Genomic DNA, 17,936 nt, shown 5'->3' on the forward strand with positions numbered 1-17,936 from the left:
CCTTATATCTATACGCAATGTCCCTTTCATCATTTCCAATAGAGATTGGATAGCTCTTGTATATATCTCGACAATTTCCTTGGAAATATTTCTTTTCCCTACAGTATTTGATAAGCCTTTGTTTTTGAAATCGTTATAACATAACATTCGGCGATTTCAACGCTTGAAAATTCTAAATATTGGTTATACAGTTAAATCATATAAAAAATGCATCATAATAACATAATTGCAACCGTAAGTTGACAAAGTGCATTTCTCATAGGATAGAACAGACAGCAATGTTTATATACAATTTAGTTATCAAAACAAAGGGGGTTATACATATGGCTTTTGGTGAAAAACTTTTTAAGTTAAGAAAAGAAAAAGGCCTTTCTCAAGAGGCTTTAGCTGAAAAATTAAACACCTCAAGGCAAGCGATTAGTAAGTGGGAAAATGGTCAAGGGTTTCCTGAAACTGAAAAACTTTTAATGATTGGAAATATTTTCGAAGTATCTGTTGATTATTTACTAAAAGATACAGCCAAGCAAAGCAGTGAAAATGAACCAGGATATTATGTAAGTAGAGAAATGGCAGAGGGGTATTTGTTGTATGAACAAAAAATTTCTAAATATATTGCTTTAGGGTTTAGCCTACTTATTTTATCTACCGTACCATATTTGCTTTTTAAACAGGATCCAGCAATCTATACATTTCTTATCATTATAATTGCTGTCCTCGGTATCGGAACGATTGTGACAGCCATATCTATAGAAGATAATAAATATAAAATCCTTAAAAAAGAGGCTTTAATGTTTGATCAAAACTTTCTTAAAGAGTTAGCAGCAAAATATACAAATATTAAAAAGAGATATGCTCCAGTAATAGTGGTTGGAATTTGTTCAATAGCAGCAGGTGGAATACCATTTTTGTTAGAGAGAAAAAATATAACTTCAGGAGTTTTAGTTCCCTATTATCCGATTTGTGTGGCATTAATTGCTGTTGGTATCTACATTTTCATTCGCATAGCAGCAATATTAGAAGCATATAAGCTTTTAGTAGAAAATGAAGAACATAGTAATCGCTTAAGTTTTAAACTTCGAAAAAAAGTGAGAGAAAAGATGAATCATCTTTAATCGCTTTATCCCTCCATAAGCTTTTCTATATAACAAAAAATCACAACTCAAACAAATGAGTTGTGATTTTTTTCATATTTATTTCCCTTTTGTTTTCTCCCAATCAGCTAAGAACTTCTCAATTCCTTGATCTGTTAATGGGTGTTTTACTAATGCTCCGATTACATTCGCTGGAATTGTTGCGATATGTGCACCGTTTAATGCTGCATCAGTTACGTGAACGCTATGACGCACAGATGCTGCGATAATTTCTGTTTTAATGTCGTGAATTACAAAGATATCAGCAATTTGGCGAATTAAGTCCATACCGTTATGACCAATATCATCTAAGCGTCCTAAGAATGGAGATACGTATGTTGCACCAGCGCGCGCTGCAAGCAATGCTTGTACTGCTGAGAACACTAACGTAACGTTTGTACGAATTCCTAGATCAGAGAATGCTTTTACTGCTTTTAAGCCTTCTTTTGTCATTGGTACTTTAACAACAACGTTTGGAGCAATTTTTGCTAATTCTTTTCCTTCTTCAATCATTTTATCTGCTTCTAAGCTAATTACTTCTGCACTTACAGGTCCTTCTACAACACCACAAATTTCACGAATACGTTCATGGAAATCTACGCCTTCTTTTGCTACAAGTGATGGATTTGTTGTTACACCTGCTAATACGCCTAAATCATTTGCCTCTTTAATTTCATCAATGTTTGCTGTATCAATAAAAAATTTCATTTGTATTTCTTCCTTCCTAAATGTAAGTTTATATTTTATTTTTTCTTAATAAGCTCTAATTCAATCGGAATGAATTTTTCCACTTTTTTACCTTGGCTCACTTGTTTTGCTGTTTCCATCGCCTTCTCTCCGATTAACCCTGGTTTTTGCGCAACAGTTGCTGCCATACGCCCATCATTAACTGCCTTCACAGCATCGTCAGTTGCATCAAATCCAACAACCACGACATCTGTTTTCCCAGCAGATTTTAATGCCTCGAGCGCACCTAATGCCATTTCATCATTATGAGCAAATACTGCTTTAATATCATTATTTGCTTGTAATATGTTTTCCATAACTGATAATCCTTTGGCACGATCAAAATCGGCAGCTTGTTTTGCAACAACTTTTAATCCTTTATCAGCTACGTTATGGAATCCTTTCCCACGCTCACGAGCAGCAGAAGATCCAGGAATCCCTTCTAACTCAGCGACATTTGCTCCTTCACCAACAAGTTCACGAATGTAGTCACCAGCCATTTGGCCACCTTCTACATTATTTGATGCAATGTGTGAAACAACTTTTCCTGAGTTTGCAACGCGGTCCACTGTAATAACAGGGATGTTTGCCGCATTCGCTGCACTTACAGCTGAAGCAACCGCATCTGAATCAGTTGGATTAATCACAACGACATCAACGCCTTTTTGAATTAAATCTTCGACATCATTCGTTTGCTTCGCTGCATCATTTTGCGCATCAACAGCAATCAATTCAATGCCACTATCTTTCGCTTTCTTTTCTGCACCTTTTTTCAACGTAACGAAAAATGGATTATTTAAAGTGGAAACAGAAAATCCAACTTTAATAGTTTTATTTCGACCTTTATCGCTAGAATCCTTTGCCCATTCTGGCGGTTCCATTGAACAACCAGCAGTGATTACCATGATAAGTGCAACGAGTACAAGTAACCATTTTTTCATAAATTGTCCCTCCATTACGCTTCTTTTCGACGATCAATTAATACAGCAAGTAAGATAACAAGTCCTTTGACAACTTGTTGGAAAAAGGAAGATACGCCTAATAAATTTAGACCGTTATTTAATACGCCGATAATCAGTACACCAATGAAGGTGCCGACAATCCAACCCCTTCCGCCCGAAAGACTTGTTCCTCCTAATACAACTGCAGCAATTGCGTCTAATTCATAAGAAGTACCAGCAGTTGGCTGTGCAGAATCTAATCGTGATGTTAAGACAATACCCGCAAGCGCTGCCAAAATTCCGGAAAGACCGTAAATCATTACTTTTATTCTCGTTACATTAATCCCTGATAATGCCGCTGCTTCTTCATTCCCACCAATTGCAAAAGTACGGCGACCAAATGTCGTTTTCTTTAAAATGAAGTACAGAACTGCGAAAGCAATCATCATCGTTACAGCTGGCACCGGAATACCAAGGAAATAGCCACGACCAAACATTTGGAACATTAAATGATCGCCAAGGCCAGTGATCGGACGTCCGTCCATGTAAACAAGTGTGAGCCCACGAAAAATGGTCATTGTTGCTAAAGTCGCAATAAATGGTGCCACTTTTCCTTTCGCAATGATGATACCGTTTACAATCCCCATTACAAGACCAGCCAATAGTCCAACTGCCATTGCCAGGAACGGATCCATGCCACTTGCCATCATTCCAGCAACAAGTGCACTTGATAATGCTAAAATAGAACCTACCGATAAGTCAATACCCCCTGTTAAAATAACGAAGGTCATTCCAAATGCGATGAGTGCATTTATCGATACTTGCCTTAAAATATTAAATAAGTTTGGAATTTCAATAAATGCTGGATTTAATGCCGTAATAACTACGATAATAAGTGCTAATCCAATTAAAGAACCGAGTTGTTGCAGAACATTCCCCTTTTTAGCCATAACTTATTCTCCCTCTGTAGCTAATGCCATAATGGACTCTTGTGTTGCTTTATCTTTCTCTAAAATGCCGCCTACTTTTCCTTCATGAATAACAAGAACACGATCGCTCATTCCTAATACTTCAGGTAGTTCGGATGAAACCATAATAACGGCATCGCCTTGATGAGTAATCTTATTCATAATTGAGTAAATTTCTTTTTTCGCTCCAACATCGACGCCGCGCGTTGGTTCATCTAGAATTAACAACTGCGGCTGTATTCCTAGCCACTTTGCAATAACGACCTTTTGTTGATTGCCACCAGAAAGTGATTTGACAGGCTGTTCCCCATTTGCCGCCTTTACATTCAGAAGCTTCATCATATCCCTTGTAAACTGCTCTTCCGTTCCTTTATCCATCACACTACCTTTTGAAAGACTTTCTAAATTAGGTAATGCTAAATTTTCACGAATAGAAAAGTCTAATACAAGCCCTTCGGATTTTCTATCTTCAGTAATAAAAGCAATTCGTTGCCTTATCGCATCAATTGGACTGTCAATTTTCACCTCTCGTCCATTGATTAATATTTGCCCTGAATCTAATGGTTCATAGCCAAAAATCGCTTTCATAATATCTGTGCGACCAGCTCCCATTAATCCAGCGACACCGAGAATTTCTCCTTTTCTCACTTGAAACGAAATATTTTCAAACTTTCCTGTTTTCGTGCCGTTACGCATTTCAAAAATAACTTCGCCAATCTTAGCATTTCGCTCTGGATAACGTTCACCAATACTACGGCCAACCATCATGCTTACCACTTCATCAAATGACGTTTCAGGAATTAACCGTGTTCCCACATATTCTCCATCACGTAAAATAGTAATAGCGTCACAGATTGAAAAAATTTCTTCCATGCGATGTGAAATATAAACAAACGATACACCTTCTGTGCGTAATTTATTAATAACCGTAAAGAGTGTTTCAATTTCACGATCTGTTAAAGCCGCGGTAGGCTCGTCCATAATAATAACGCTTGCATTTGTCATTAATGCCTTACCAATTTCAATAATTTGCTGTTGCCCAACAGATAATTCCCCAGCGAGCATAGCCCCTTTTACATGTAGCCCAAGACTTGCTAATTGCTCTTGCGCAATAGCATTCATTTGACGCGTACGCAGAATACCTGTTTTTCCGTACATAAGCTCTTTTCCAAGAAACATATTTTCAGCTACTGTTAAATTCGGCAATATGTTTAGTTCTTGATGAATAAAAGCAATTCCGTACTCTTCTGCTTCTTTCGCGTTTTTAAAAGTTCGTTCTTGTCCATCAATCGTGACCTGACCACCATCTCTTTTATATACACCTGTTAAAATTTTCATGAGCGTTGATTTACCTGCTCCATTTTCCCCCATCAGTGCATGGACTTCTCCTGTTTCAATGCTAAACTGTGCATTTTTCAAAACAGGATTGCCATTGAACGCTTTTGAAATGTTTTTCATCTCAATTCGCATTCTTATCACATCCCTTTATTAAAAAATCACGCCTGCGTGTAAAATAACGTTCGCATATGGTGTTGCTTCTCCTGTACGAATAATTGCCTTCGCCTGTTTTGTACGTTTTTTAAACTGTTCATGAGATACATATTCAAAAGCAGCCTCTTTCAAGCGTTCTTCAACTTCTTGGTTTACCTCTGCATTATACGTAGTAATTTCTTCTGCTAATGTTAGTTTTTCAACTGCCATATCATCTGCTACAACTTGTAATACATCTAGAAAAGATGGTTTTCCAAGTTCAACAGCTAAATCAATCCGTTTCACACCGTCAGGAATTGGTAAGCCACAATCCGCAATCACAATTGTATCTGTATGCCCAAGTGAAGCAAGCACAGCAGCGATTTCACTATTTAATACTCCATGCTTTTTCATCCGACAATCACCTGCACTTCTCGGAGTCTCTCCCGTGTTGGCATACCGCCTTGTGCTCCTAGCTTTGTTACAGAAAGACCACCAGCAATATTTGCAAATCGAATTGCTTTTTCCAGTAGCTCACCTTCCGCAAGTGCAACCGCTAATGCACCGTTAAAAGTATCGCCAGCTCCTGTCGTATCTACTACTTCTACAGAAATGCTTGGAACATGAACAACTTCTGTACCATTATGGAAACGAACGCCTTTACTACCTTCTGTCATCAATAACTTATTTGGGTATTTCGCAAGTAACTCTTCAATTGGTGACGTAAAATCATCTAATACGATGCGGCACTCATGCTCATTTGGTGTAATATATGTTGCCTTTTCCAAAATATCTGCTGATAAAAATTGTGCCGGTGCTGGATTTAACATCACTGGAATTTTATGCTCTTCGCAAATATTAAGAACATATTCCACTGTTTCCAGTGGTATTTCCAACTGCAGTACAACCATATCCGCTTTTACGAGAAGATCTTTTGCACAATCTACAATTTGCTCATTCACAAGCCGATTTGCACCTTGTACAACAACAATACTGTTATCTTCTTCCGCCAAAACGATATGAGCGATTCCTGTCGTTTCACCTGTAACCGGTACCACATAATCGATAAAAATATGTTCATTCTCTAAGTTATTTCTAACAATTTTACCATAAGCGTCATCTCCTACTGCTCCAATCATTGCTACATTCGCACCTAATCGAACTGCAGCAACTGCCTGGTTGGCACCTTTTCCTCCTGGCACTGTATGAAACGCTTCACCAATTACCGTCTCTCCTGCTTTCGGTCGCTTTTTTGAAACTGCGACTAAATCCATTGAAATACTGCCGACTACTGCAATGTTTGGCATATATCTCATCTCCTTACTTCGTTGTATTTCGTTCTATAATTTTAATCGGTAAACGATAATGTTCGGTTTCTAATGGTTTTCCTTCCATTTGTTCTAACAATAATTCAGTTGCAATGCGCCCCATCTCATAAATAGGCTGTGCAACCGTTGTAATGGATGGGTACATCATTTCCGTTAATGAAATACCATCAAATCCTATAATTTGCAAATCGTCTGGAATTGAGATTCCCTTTTGCAATGCTGCTTTTACTGCACCAATTGCAATTAAATCATTTCCAGCTACAATACCGTCAATATGCGGGTACTCTTCTAACAGCTCCGTTGCCACACGTTCACTATCTGCTGGATCAAATGTACTTTCTGCAATCATATAAGAAAGCCTATATTGTGTAATCATATCCACAAATCCTTCAAAACGCTCATTTGCTGTGCTTACGTCACGGGGACCACGAATATGCGCGATGTGTTTACACCCTTTTTCTAATAGCAACTTGGTCGCTTCTTGAATCCCCGCATAGTTATCTGCATATACGGTTGGAATCCGTTCATTGAACATGCGATCGATTGCCACAACTGGTACAGATAGATTTATGTAATTCATACTATTTTGTGGATTTGTCGCTACAATAAATCCATCTACGTTATTTTGTTTCAATACATCAATATATTGTTTCTCTTTTTCTAAACTCTCATCGGAATTACAAAGTACGACTGTGTAACCTTGTTTATGCGCTACATCCTCTACGGCACGTGCAACTTCTGGAAAGAATGGATTCACAATGTTCGGAACGACTAAACCAATTAAACGAGACTTTTTATTATACAGAGAACGTGCTACTGTGCTCGGTTTATAATCCAGCATTTCAATTGCTCGTTCTACTTTTTTTAACGTATCTTCGTGAACATATCCGTTCTTATTTAACACTCTGGAAACGGTCGCAACAGATACTCCCGCTAATTTTGCAACATCTTTTATCGTACTCATTCTCTTCCCTCCTTATCACATGTAACCGTTTACACGAAATAATATAACTCATTTCTAAAAATACGTCAATCACTTCTAACTAAAAAAGCATCACCCTAAGGCGATGCTTTTTTCTCATTATAAGTAAGATACATTCGTTTCTTTTTCTTCTACCGCAGCAGACTCTTCTGCACCTTTTTTGCGATTAGAAAGCTTGATTTTCTGCAAGAAAATCGTAAATACAGCACCAACTACGATAAAGACTAAACCTGTTAGAAATACACTATGAAGTGAATCTACTAAAGATGTTTTTAAAATAGGCACGATACTATTAGCAAATGCTTCTGGCATTTGTTTTAATGCTTCCGGACTAAATAACATAGAATATAATCCTTGTGGATCTGTATGAATCATATCTTTAAACTTGGTTACCATCTGCCCTGCTTCTGCTGGGAATGTATTTAAGACAGGCACTAATTTATTTGTTAAAGTTGTACCTGAAGTATTATTCATAATAGAACCTAAAATTGTAATCCCAAATGTTCCCCCGATTTGACGGAAGAATTGACTAGAAGATGTAACAACCCCAAGATCTTTTTTCGGGAAACTTTCCTGCAATGCTAATGTTAATGTCGGCATTACAAGACCCATTCCTAAACCGATAATGCTCATATAAGAAGTTGCAACAAGCTTACTTGTATGCATATCCATTGTCGTTAACAGCCAAAATCCGCCGGCCATGATGAGCATTCCTGTAATAATTTGTGGTTTCACTCCAACTTTTAATACGAGCTGACCCCCGATAATACTCATCACAATCATCGTAATCATCATTGGTGTCATGATTGTTCCAGATTCAGCCGCACTTACTCCAACAATTCCTTGCATAAAGAATGGCACAAACATAATTGCCCCAAACATTCCAATGCTCATAAAGAAACCAATTGCATTTAGTAGTGTAAATGTACGGTTCTTAAAGAAATGCATCGGTAAAATTGGCTCTTCTGCCTTTAGTTCAACAATTACAAAGCTTACGATACCAATGATTGCAAGTGCAAATAGCCCAATAATTTGCCAAGAATCCCACGCATAGTCTTTCCCGCCGAATGTTAATGCAAGTAATAAACTTACAACACCAAGAATCATTGTGAAAATACCAGCAATGTCAATTTTAATCGGACCTGTTTGTTTATGTGATTTTAACCCCATTGCAATGAAAATTGTTGCTAAAACACCAACTGGTAAATTAATATAGAATACCCATCTCCAGTTGACAGCATCAACAATCCAACCACCTACTTGCGGTCCAATTACAGATGCAAGACCGTATAATGCTCCGAAGATCCCTTGCCATTTCGCACGTTCTTTTCCTGTAAACATATCCCCAATAATAATCATCGCCATTGGCATCATAATACCGCCGCCAAGACCTTGAATACCACGGAAAATAATTAGCTCCGTCATACCGTTCGCCATGCCGCAAAGGGCTGAACCGACCATAAAAATAATTAACCCTGTTATATATACGTTACGACGTCCTAATAAATCGGCTAACTTCCCTGCAATCGGTACAACTGTCGTTGACGTTAACATATATGCTGTTGTTAACCATGTCATTAAACTTAATCCGCCTAGTTCACCAACGATACGCGGCATTGCTGTACCAACAATTGTTCCATCTAACGCAGCAAATAACATTGCAATAACTAGACCAATTAACAACAACTTTCGATTTTGATTTTGATTTTCTTGTTGCTCCATGTAATCTCCTCAATTCCTTTAGTTTGTTTCTTTTTTCTCAGATGCTCCACAAATAATTGTCTCCAATTTTTCAAATAAGCGTAGTAAATCTTCTCTTTCTTGTAATGCTAATTGTGAGAAGTATTTCGCAATATGTTCGTTTCGAGCAGTCATTGCTTCTTCTAATACATCTTTCCCCTTCTTCGTTAGCTCAATGATAACAACACGGCGATCATTTTTATCGTGATAACGTAACACCAATTCTTGATCAATTAAACGATCAATCATCACTGTAATCGCACTTGGTTTCACGTACATTTTCTTCGCCAACTCTGTAGCTCTTGCTGCACCGTAATGATCTAAAATTTTTAAAATATAAAATTGCGGTGGCGTCAGTCCTGATGCTTGCATTTGTTCTAGTAACTCCGTTTGCATTTTCTTTCCTATCGAAAATGCTAGAGCCTGAATTTTATCAATGTGAGTCATATCATTTTGCATGTTATCCACCTCTTATTTAAACAATAAAATATTTAACGTATTTAAATATTAAACTACTAAATAAATGCCGTCAATCATTTTATTTCATAAAAACGTTTACAAATTTGTCACAAAGTTGTATACTTTGTGACGAAGTTAATATTGACAGTCATGGAGAATGAGAGTATAAGGCTATGGAGCATAGAAAGGAGACCCTTTCTATATTTCATGGTCTTTTTTATTTTCTATGTCATAAAACATTTTCAATAATAGAGGAGGATTTTAAGCGATGTTTCTAACTAATTTATTTAAACCTGCGCCGCATACAGATCGCTTGCCTGCTGATCGCATAGATAGCGAATACCGCAAGCTACGCTTGCAAGTATTTTTAGGCATTTTCATTGGTTATGCAGGTTACTACTTTGTTCGCAAAAACTTTTCACTGGCAATGCCATATCTTGTTGAACAAGGATTTAGTAAAGGCGAACTTGGTATTATCCTTTCTGCCGTATCCATTGCATATGGCTTAAGCAAGTTTGTAATGGGGATTGTATCTGACCGTTGTAACCCCCGCTACTTCTTAGCAACAGGACTATTTTTATCCGGTATCATTAATATTATTTTCGGTTCGGTTTCTTTTATTACAACAAGTATTTTACTCATGTTTGTTCTGCAATTCTTAAACGGATGGGTACAAGGTATGGGATGGCCTCCATGTGGTCGTACGATGGTTCACTGGTTCTCTATTAGCGAGCGTGGTACAAAAATGTCCATTTGGAATACTGCTCATAACGTCGGCGGAGCAATTATGCCAGCCCTTGTTACATTGGGAATGTATTTATTCGCTGATGATTGGAAAAGTGTATTTTACGTCCCTGGTATTTTTTCAATTTTAGTTGGGATTTATGTATTAATTACAATGCGTGATACACCTCAATCTTGCGGATTACCATCAATTGAGGAGCATACAGGAGAATATCCAACTAGTGAAAAAGTAGAAGATCGTGAGCGTGAGCTTTCGGCAAAGGAAATTTTATTCAAATATGTACTGAACAATAAGTTTTTATGGTACATTGCTATCGCTAACGTATTCGTATATTTCGTACGCTATGGTGTTGTCGACTGGGCACCTACTTATTTAGTAGAGGAAAAAAGCTTTACTCATAATAGCTCTCGTACAGCTTACGCTCTATATGAATGGGCTGGGATTCCGGGGACACTTCTTTGTGGGTGGATGAGTGATAAGCTCTTTAAAGGACGCCGTGCACCTGCTGGTATTTTATTTATGGTTGGTGTATTCATTGCTGTTCTTGTTTATTGGTTAAATCCAGCTGGTCACCCAATCATCGATAGTATCGCACTTGTTTCAATTGGATTTTTAATTTATGGACCAGTTATGCTAATTGGGTTACATGCTCTTGACTTAGTACCAAAAAAAGCTGCTGGAACAGCTGCTGGTTTAACAGGTTTCTTCGGTTACCTGGGCGGTGCTGCATTTGCTAGTGCGGCAATGGGCTTTATTGTAGATGCTTTCGGATGGAACGGTGGTTTCATTCTATTACTAGCATCTTGTGTGCTTGCGATTTTCTTCCTTGCTCTTACTTTAAACACAGGATCATCAAAATCGCAGCAAGCATAAAGTGAAACTTTACTCAGTAAAAAAACAACTGAAGTAAAAAAACAAAATAGCTCTTAGCATTAAGATACACGCTAAGAGCTATTTTTTATTTATGTCTAATGATATTGTCTTGCCAACTATAACAATCATTCCCCTTCTATTTACAATGCTACTTTTATAAGAACATTTGTTGAAACATTTTCTCAACAATAGCCAACACCACCGAAGTAGTAAATCCCCCTAAACAAATAAGACTCACTCCCTGACTATACGATAAACTTTGAAATGCTTTCATTTCTTCCATCCTCCATTCACTCTCTTTGATGCTTTCATCATATCAATGGAAGGAATTTTATAACATCGATTTTGCTAACAGCAGTCTTACAATTTTGTAAGATTTATCCCCATAAAAAACAGACAACATTTCTGCTGTCTGTTACTTCACAATCATCACTGGACATTTCACTCGTTTTGCTATTTTATGACTTACACTACCAAGTACCATTTCTTGCAATGCATTTAATCCCCTACTCCCTACTATTACGAGATCAATGTCTCCTGTATTTACATACTGTACAAGCGTATTTCCTGGATCGCCATGTAAGATAGTGATTTTATAAGAAATTCTTTCTCGCTGTAATAAAGCTTCAATTTCTTTTAATCTATCTTTTCTACTAGCTGAAATTGTTTCTATATTTGTTTGTCCCTGTATAATATCTGATTTTGCCGTTCTATTATCTACTACGTATACAACTTCAACGTTTATTTCCTTACTCAACATAGCGATGTGTGCGGCATGTTTTGCTGCGCGCATTGCGTGTTCTGAACCATCACATGCTAGTATAATTTGCTTGTACATATGCTGAAGCCCCTTTCATCATCATACTCGTATTATAATACAAAAAGAACCCTTTCGGTCTCCCGAAAAGGTTCTTCCTATTTAACTAACAGCTTGTTCTCTATTTTTATTATAAGTAGCCAATTTTGTAACAAGCTGCGAACTACGCTCGTTTAATCCCGTTATATTTACTTTCACGCCATTTTGCTCATACTTCATCGCAACTTTATCCACTGCCGCTACTGCTGAATCATCCCATACATGGGCGTGTGTAAAGTCAATTTCTACTTCTTTTACATCTTCTTTAAATTGAAACGCATTTATGAATGCTGTAGTAGATGCAAAGAAGAGTTGTCCGTGAACAGCGTATCTCTTTTTCTCACCAATATAAAAATGTTTCACGTGAATCTTTGCCATATTCGCTGCAAATAGTACGGCACTTATTACCGTACCGATAATCACACCGAGTCCTAAATTATGTGTTACAAGAACAATTGCAACCGTTACAATCATAACGAACGCATCACCTTTTGGAACTTTATGAAGGGTAAACACAGAATTCCAATCAAATGTTCCAATAGAAACCATAATCATAACCGCAACTAACGCCGCCATCGGAATATGGACAACATAGTCACCAAGAACAAACAGTAGAACAATTAAAAATCCACCAGCAACGAATGTTGATAATCGACCACGCCCACCTGATTTAATGTTAATAACGGATTGTCCAATCATTGCACATCCTGCCATTCCCCCAAAGAAACCAGTAACAATGTTAGCGATACCTTGTCCACGTGCCTCTTTATGCTTATTACTTGATGTATCTGTCATATCATCTAAAAGAGACGCTGTTAATAGTGATTCCAGTAAACCAATGACAGCTAACATAACAGAATACGGTAAAATAATAGCTAGTGTTTCTAATGTAAATGGTACATCCGGAATACTAAAGAACGGCAATTCTTTTGGTAAATCCCCCATATCACCAACAGTTCGTAATTCAAATCCGCTGAGTAACGCAATACTTGTCACAATAATAATAGAAACAAGTGTAGACGGCACAGCCGTCGTAATACGTGGAAATAGATAAATAATTGCAAGTCCTAATGCTACAAGTGCATACATTTTCCAATTTACACCTTGAAAATGTGGCAATTGCGCTGTAAAAATTAAAATTCCAAGTGCATTTACAAAACCACTCATTACGGAACGTGGAACAAATTTCATTAGCGAACTTAATTTCAGTACTCCAAAAATAATTTGTACAACACCTGTTAAAATGGTTGCGGCAAATAAATACGACAATCCATGATCTTTCACAAGTGTCACCATTAACAATGCCATCGCACCTGTTGCCGCAGAAATCATTCCCGGTCTTCCGCCTACAAACGAAATTGTTACAGCAATACAAAACGCAGCGTATAATCCAACCATCGGATCTACACCTGCAATAACGGAGAAGGCAATCGCTTCAGGAATTAATGCTAACGCAACGACAATCCCTGACAATACATCGCCTTTCACATTCGAAAACCATTCATCTTTTAGTGTTTGTAACAAAATAACACTCCTCTACTTTTCTTATCCATGATTTTCTCCATAAGAAAATCGGTCCGACTGCACGAGAGCTATTATATAATGAATGCCAGATTTTCTGCTATAAAAAACTTTCCCAAATACAAAAAGACGCTTGCTTATGCAGCGTCTCTTTTACTTAATGTCCACCATGTTCCCCACCATCTTCTTGAATAATCTCTAACTTCTCGTCTAATATTCCTTGTGTTTCAAACGAGATGTTCTCTGTATTTCCTAATAGAAAACCGTGGTTATATGGCCCAAGCGTTGGATCATCTTTAAACTTTGGCTTTATCGTTGCTAGTAAATCATATACCGGTTTCGTTACTTTACCATTATCTAATAAAAGGACTGGTGCATGTTTCCCCATATGTGAAAACGGAGCACCAGCAATTGCTAAATCAGGCGTTTCTGTTGAAACAAATGATACGCCATGCCCTGGTTTTTTGAATCCCCAACCAAATTCCGTTTTTTCATCTTTAAACTTAGCAAAGGCGATAGAGTTTTCTGTCGGACTTTCTCCACTAATACGCGTTACTTTACCATGCTTACTTAACTGTTTTTCTACTTCTTTTGAAATAATTTTTTCTGGACCTAATATATATATATTCGCTTTCCCTTTTCTTGCTTTTAATGATTCAATGGTTGCTTCTGGTACTTTATCTTTTGTTACATATAATAGTGATTCTGGCATATGCGCAATCCAGTTTACTGCAGGTGTTGTATATAAACGTCCTTCTTCTTCAGACGAACCGATAATAACACTTTCCGGATACTTCCCTGTTATGTCTGCATATTCTTTATCAACGTCTTTCGCAAATATAGCTGGATCTGTTTCTTTTATTTGTTTTACTTTAAATTCTTTTAATTGATCTAACGTAGAAGATGCTACATCCCCCATCACCATAATTTGAGTTCCATCTTTTGTTCCAAGTGGATTTAACCGCTTGATCTCTTTTAATGTTACCTCTGGAATTCCCTCTTTATTTGTAAATAAAATAGGCCCATTGTTTGGATGATGAATAAGATCTGCGCTAGCAATTCCAAGTTGCCACTGATTAGCTGACACCAAAATCACTGCTCCTGGCTGATTCTCTTTATGAGTTGCTGGCCATATCATTTGTGATGTTAATACTGCCATTTGAACAGGATCATTTGTATTTAATCGTGTTACATTTTTTAAACTAGTTGTTAATACATCATTAGATGCTCCATCATTCATTTCTTTTGGCGCCATCGCTGCATGATTCATCTTCATATCTTTTTGATTCTCATTCTTTTTTTCTTTTACTTCTTCACTTTTCTTTGTTTCCGTGTTCGTTTGACCACACGCTGTTAATCCAAGTGCAGCAACTATTGTCACACTCAACATTCGAGCTGTTTTTTTCAAAAAAACGCCTCCTCACCTTTATCGTTTGAACTTATATCCTTTACCTAGAATGTTATTTTCACCTATACAATAACAACCAATTCTGAAGAAATTATGCAGATGCATCATAATCTGCACCATTTCTCCATGATTTTGCATTACACTTTTAATAGTGAATACAAATACGGAGGATATTATATGATGAATATACTACTCGTAGATGATGAACCACGTATGCTGGAGTTATTAGCACTTTATCTTACTCCTAGAGGATATAATTGCATTTCTGCGACTTCAGGCCAAGAAGCAATTTCCTATATAGAAAACCAAAGTTTTAAGTTCATTCTTCTCGATATTATGATGCCAAAGATGGATGGGTGGGAAACATGTAAAAGGATCCGTTCATTTAGTAACGTTCCTATTATTATGGTAACCGCTCGGGATCAAACGATAGATGTTGTTCAAGGATTAAAAATCGGAGCTGATGATTATATAACAAAACCGTTTCATGAAGATGAACTATTAGCACGAATTGAAGCTGTATTGCGACGTAGCAATCAGCATGAACAACTAAAATATAGAGGGATTTTGTGGGATGAAGCAAAGCACTTTATTTCCGTTCATGGACAAGAGATTTTGCTTACACCAATTGAATTCTCTTTACTTGGATTATTTTTGCGTCACGTAAACTATGTACTCAGTCGCGAACAGCTTATTGAGCGAATTTGGGGGCTAGATACAAATACAGAGGATCGCACAGTGGACTCCCATATTCGTAATTTACGTGATAAATTACGAAAGGCCAATTTTCCAATTGATGAACATTTAAAAACCGTTTATGGTGTTGGCTATCGATGGATTGACACTGAAAATCAAGGAGCTACGCGATGAAACGAATTTCTGTTCAACTCGGATTTTATTTTTTAATTGTTACGCTTTTAATCGAAACCGCCCTGTTTGCATTGCTCTATTACAGCCTTGTCAATACGAGAGTAAATGAAGAAATGACAGCATTATTAAAGCGGGGAAATAGCCATCGTGATGTACTTGAAAAACATTTCGATTCCCAAACAATCTCTCATGTCGCTTTAATGGAGTCAGAAGCTGAAACAAAGGCTGTTATTACAAACGCTCATAAAGAAATATTAGCAAAATCTAATGATATAGATTCCACTATAAAAAGGCACATTGTTGAAATGATAACAAGTGCGGATCATAACGGAACAATCATAGAAAACCACTGGAAAACATCTAATTATATATGCACAGTTAGTCCAATATCAATAGAAGGAAAAATACAAGGTTATGTTTATATGTTTCTCGGCACAAGTTCTATTAAACAAATGATTGCAGGTCTTACAAAACAATTTCTTGTTGCTGGTGTCGTTACATTTATTTTAACAGTCATTACAATATTTCTTCTTTCACGTCTGTTAACGAAACCGCTCCTTCGTATGAAGCATGCTACTGAAAAAATGAGTCGTGGTGATTTATCCGTCTCTTTAACGAGTACTCGAAATGATGAAATTGGTGAACTTGCACAGTCTATTCAAACACTTGCGAATGATCTACATTATATGAAAAAAGAACGTAGTGAATTTTTAGCAAGTGTCGCTCATGAACTAAGAACACCGCTAACTTATGTAAGAGGATATGCAGACATCGCACTGAAAGACCATACATCTCCTAAGCAGCGCCAAAGGTATTTATCAATTATAAAAGATGAAGCAGATTCTATTACAAATTTAGTACAAGATTTATTTTTACTCGCACATATGGAGCAGCACAACTTTTCCATTGAAACAACGAAGGTACATTTAGAAGACTTTCTTTCTCGTATTGTTACAAAAGTGAACATTATGTACGAAATAAAACATATTCGTGTCTCTTTAACATGTCCCTCTTCACTTTCTATAGCTCTAGATGAACAACGCTTTGAACAAGTTATCATCAATATTTTAACTAATGCGTATGCACATTCACCTGAACATTCTCAAATTACAATTTCTGTTACAGAGCATAAAACACATATTAACCTCTCCATCCAAGATGCAGGAGAAGGAATTCCAGAAGAGGATATCCCTCACATTTTCGAACGGTTTTATCGCGTTGATAAAGCAAGATCTCGTTCTACAGGCGGAACCGGTTTAGGGCTATCTATCGTGAAAGAAATTGTAGAACTACATGGCGGGAATATTACTGTAACGAGTGAGGTTGATCATGGATCTTGCTTTACAATTTCATTACCATCTATATAGAAACACGACTATCATCAATAGTCGTGTTTGTTTATCATTTAAGATTTTACTTTATAATATAGATTTACAAATTGACCAAAACGTTTTGTATCCGTTAAAGTTAAATCAATTTGTGGATTCTTTTCTTTAAATAATGGAATACCAGAACCTAATATATGAGGTGTAATCGTAACAATATATTCATCAATTAGATTACTCTTAAAAAATTCTCTCAGTAGGCTCCCTCCACCGACCATCCATATTTTAGATCCTTCCTGCTCTTTCAACCTTTTTGTAAACTCCACTACATCTTTATTTACAAACTCTACATGTCCGTTTGAACCTTTTTCTGAATTAGAAAAAATATAACATTTTTTATCTAGGTATGGGATATATAAATTCAACAGTTGATAAAGGTGAAATCAATTTTATTACCCCTTTATTTCATAGACTTGGAAAAGATGCAAAAGTTTTAGAACCGAAAGAATTGATAGATGGTTTACGTACACATGCGAAAGAAGTTTTAAATATATATAAAGATTAAAAAGACGTAAGAAGAAATGAAGTGACCCC

General features: G+C 36.8%; 17 protein-coding genes and 2 pseudogenes. 5 read left to right on the forward strand and 14 right to left on the reverse strand.

What is annotated here, in order from left to right; translation table 11 throughout:
* Positions 1-323: 323 nt before the first annotated feature.
* Positions 324-1,112 (forward strand): helix-turn-helix domain-containing protein, encoded by a 789-nt coding sequence (locus tag LOK41_RS20540; RefSeq protein WP_347269345.1) that lies wholly within the window; start codon positions 324-326, stop codon positions 1,110-1,112.
* Positions 1,113-1,190: 78 nt separating this feature from the next.
* On the opposite strand, the gene fsa is transcribed toward LOK41_RS20540, so the two are convergent.
* From fsa to LOK41_RS20585, 9 genes are all read right to left on the reverse strand, one after another.
* On the reverse strand, positions 1,191-1,838 hold the full coding sequence (fsa, locus tag LOK41_RS20545) for a fructose-6-phosphate aldolase (RefSeq protein WP_241818078.1): 648 nt from the start codon (positions 1,836-1,838) through the stop codon (positions 1,191-1,193).
* Between the two features lie 35 nt (positions 1,839-1,873).
* Positions 1,874-2,797, reverse strand: coding sequence for a ribose ABC transporter substrate-binding protein RbsB (gene rbsB / locus LOK41_RS20550; protein ID WP_241818079.1), 924 nt, complete (start codon positions 2,795-2,797; stop codon positions 1,874-1,876).
* Between the two features lie 14 nt (positions 2,798-2,811).
* On the reverse strand, positions 2,812-3,747 hold the full coding sequence (locus LOK41_RS20555; protein ID WP_001074633.1) for an ABC transporter permease subunit: 936 nt from the start codon (positions 3,745-3,747) through the stop codon (positions 2,812-2,814).
* A gap of 3 nt (positions 3,748-3,750) precedes the next feature.
* The gene (locus LOK41_RS20560; protein ID WP_241818080.1) at positions 3,751-5,235 is read right to left on the reverse strand and encodes a sugar ABC transporter ATP-binding protein; all 1,485 of its coding nucleotides are present in this window, start codon (positions 5,233-5,235) and stop codon (positions 3,751-3,753) included.
* Between the two features lie 18 nt (positions 5,236-5,253).
* Positions 5,254-5,649 (reverse strand): D-ribose pyranase, encoded by a 396-nt coding sequence (gene rbsD, locus LOK41_RS20565; RefSeq protein WP_241818081.1) that lies wholly within the window; start codon positions 5,647-5,649, stop codon positions 5,254-5,256.
* Positions 5,646-6,542, reverse strand: a complete 897-nt coding sequence (rbsK, locus tag LOK41_RS20570; RefSeq protein WP_241818082.1) for a ribokinase — start codon at positions 6,540-6,542, stop codon at positions 5,646-5,648. The genes rbsD and rbsK overlap by 4 nt, the downstream gene beginning before the upstream one ends.
* A 13-nt stretch (positions 6,543-6,555) precedes the next feature.
* On the reverse strand, positions 6,556-7,527 hold the full coding sequence (locus LOK41_RS20575) for a LacI family DNA-binding transcriptional regulator (RefSeq protein WP_241818083.1): 972 nt from the start codon (positions 7,525-7,527) through the stop codon (positions 6,556-6,558).
* A 117-nt stretch (positions 7,528-7,644) separates the two neighbouring features.
* Positions 7,645-9,267 (reverse strand): MDR family MFS transporter, encoded by a 1,623-nt coding sequence (locus LOK41_RS20580; protein WP_241818084.1) that lies wholly within the window; start codon positions 9,265-9,267, stop codon positions 7,645-7,647.
* A gap of 18 nt (positions 9,268-9,285) precedes the next feature.
* Positions 9,286-9,744, reverse strand: a complete 459-nt coding sequence (locus LOK41_RS20585; protein WP_241818085.1) for a MarR family winged helix-turn-helix transcriptional regulator — start codon at positions 9,742-9,744, stop codon at positions 9,286-9,288.
* Between the two features lie 268 nt (positions 9,745-10,012).
* On the opposite strand from LOK41_RS20585, the gene glpT reads away from it, so the two are divergent.
* Complete coding sequence (glpT, locus tag LOK41_RS20590; protein WP_241818086.1) at positions 10,013-11,362, forward strand: glycerol-3-phosphate transporter; 1,350 nt, start codon at positions 10,013-10,015, stop codon at positions 11,360-11,362.
* A gap of 154 nt (positions 11,363-11,516) precedes the next feature.
* Here the strand turns inward: glpT and LOK41_RS20595 are convergent, their stop codons facing one another.
* From LOK41_RS20595 to LOK41_RS20610, 4 genes are all read right to left on the reverse strand, one after another.
* Positions 11,517-11,645, reverse strand: coding sequence for a DUF4027 family protein (locus LOK41_RS20595; RefSeq protein ID WP_174100284.1), 129 nt, complete (start codon positions 11,643-11,645; stop codon positions 11,517-11,519).
* A gap of 132 nt (positions 11,646-11,777) precedes the next feature.
* Complete coding sequence (locus LOK41_RS20600; RefSeq protein WP_241818087.1) at positions 11,778-12,200, reverse strand: universal stress protein; 423 nt, start codon at positions 12,198-12,200, stop codon at positions 11,778-11,780.
* Positions 12,201-12,281: 81 nt separating this feature from the next.
* Entirely contained in the window at positions 12,282-13,742 is a 1,461-nt protein-coding gene (locus LOK41_RS20605; RefSeq protein ID WP_241818088.1) for a SulP family inorganic anion transporter, read from the reverse strand.
* A gap of 154 nt (positions 13,743-13,896) precedes the next feature.
* On the reverse strand, positions 13,897-15,129 hold the full coding sequence (locus LOK41_RS20610) for a cell wall-binding repeat-containing protein (RefSeq protein ID WP_481748830.1): 1,233 nt from the start codon (positions 15,127-15,129) through the stop codon (positions 13,897-13,899).
* A 195-nt stretch (positions 15,130-15,324) separates the two neighbouring features.
* Here LOK41_RS20610 and LOK41_RS20615 point away from each other — a divergent pair, with 195 nt between their 5' ends.
* Entirely contained in the window at positions 15,325-16,017 is a 693-nt protein-coding gene (locus LOK41_RS20615) for a response regulator transcription factor (RefSeq protein ID WP_481748829.1), read from the forward strand.
* Positions 16,014-17,384 carry a sensor histidine kinase gene (locus tag LOK41_RS20620; RefSeq protein WP_241818091.1) on the forward strand — a complete coding sequence of 457 codons (1,371 nt, stop codon included), beginning with the start codon at positions 16,014-16,016 and terminating at the stop codon, positions 17,382-17,384. Before LOK41_RS20615 ends, LOK41_RS20620 begins: the two co-directional genes overlap by 4 nt.
* A gap of 38 nt (positions 17,385-17,422) precedes the next feature.
* Here LOK41_RS20620 and LOK41_RS29330 read toward each other — a convergent pair.
* Positions 17,423-17,752 (reverse strand): annotated as a pseudogene (locus LOK41_RS29330) (dihydrofolate reductase family protein); the annotation flags it as partial.
* On the opposite strand from LOK41_RS29330, the pseudogene LOK41_RS29335 reads away from it, so the two are divergent.
* Positions 17,746-17,907 (forward strand): annotated as a pseudogene (locus tag LOK41_RS29335) (WCX domain-containing protein); the annotation flags it as partial. The pseudogenes LOK41_RS29330 and LOK41_RS29335 sit on opposite strands and share 7 nt — an antisense overlap.
* Positions 17,908-17,936 lie beyond the last annotated feature (29 nt).

Origin of the sequence: Bacillus sp. TL12 (assembly GCF_022625245.1) — a bacterium.
In the GTDB taxonomy this organism is placed as follows: Bacteria; Bacillota; Bacilli; order Bacillales; family Bacillaceae_G; genus Bacillus_A.

Excerpts from the sequence above, each read along its gene's own strand:
- LOK41_RS20540 (WP_347269345.1), top strand. The coding sequence starts at position 324 with ATGGCTTTTGGTGAAAAACTTTTTAAGTTAAGAAAAGAAAAAGGCCTT.
- fsa (WP_241818078.1), bottom strand. The coding sequence starts at position 1,838 with ATGAAATTTTTTATTGATACAGCAAACATTGATGAAATTAAAGAGGCA.
- rbsB (WP_241818079.1), bottom strand. The coding sequence starts at position 2,797 with ATGAAAAAATGGTTACTTGTACTCGTTGCACTTATCATGGTAATCACT.
- LOK41_RS20555 (WP_001074633.1), bottom strand. The coding sequence starts at position 3,747 with ATGGCTAAAAAGGGGAATGTTCTGCAACAACTCGGTTCTTTAATTGGA.
- LOK41_RS20560 (WP_241818080.1), bottom strand. The coding sequence starts at position 5,235 with ATGCGAATTGAGATGAAAAACATTTCAAAAGCGTTCAATGGCAATCCT.
- rbsD (WP_241818081.1), bottom strand. The coding sequence starts at position 5,649 with ATGAAAAAGCATGGAGTATTAAATAGTGAAATCGCTGCTGTGCTTGCT.
- rbsK (WP_241818082.1), bottom strand. The coding sequence starts at position 6,542 with ATGCCAAACATTGCAGTAGTCGGCAGTATTTCAATGGATTTAGTCGCA.
- LOK41_RS20575 (WP_241818083.1), bottom strand. The coding sequence starts at position 7,527 with ATGAGTACGATAAAAGATGTTGCAAAATTAGCGGGAGTATCTGTTGCG.
- LOK41_RS20580 (WP_241818084.1), bottom strand. The coding sequence starts at position 9,267 with ATGGAGCAACAAGAAAATCAAAATCAAAATCGAAAGTTGTTGTTAATT.
- LOK41_RS20585 (WP_241818085.1), bottom strand. The coding sequence starts at position 9,744 with ATGCAAAATGATATGACTCACATTGATAAAATTCAGGCTCTAGCATTT.
- glpT (WP_241818086.1), top strand. The coding sequence starts at position 10,013 with ATGTTTCTAACTAATTTATTTAAACCTGCGCCGCATACAGATCGCTTG.
- LOK41_RS20595 (WP_174100284.1), bottom strand. The coding sequence starts at position 11,645 with ATGGAAGAAATGAAAGCATTTCAAAGTTTATCGTATAGTCAGGGAGTG.
- LOK41_RS20600 (WP_241818087.1), bottom strand. The coding sequence starts at position 12,200 with ATGTACAAGCAAATTATACTAGCATGTGATGGTTCAGAACACGCAATG.
- LOK41_RS20610 (WP_481748830.1), bottom strand. The coding sequence starts at position 15,129 with ATGTTGAGTGTGACAATAGTTGCTGCACTTGGATTAACAGCGTGTGGT.
- LOK41_RS20615 (WP_481748829.1), top strand. The coding sequence starts at position 15,325 with ATGATGAATATACTACTCGTAGATGATGAACCACGTATGCTGGAGTTA.
- LOK41_RS20620 (WP_241818091.1), top strand. The coding sequence starts at position 16,014 with ATGAAACGAATTTCTGTTCAACTCGGATTTTATTTTTTAATTGTTACG.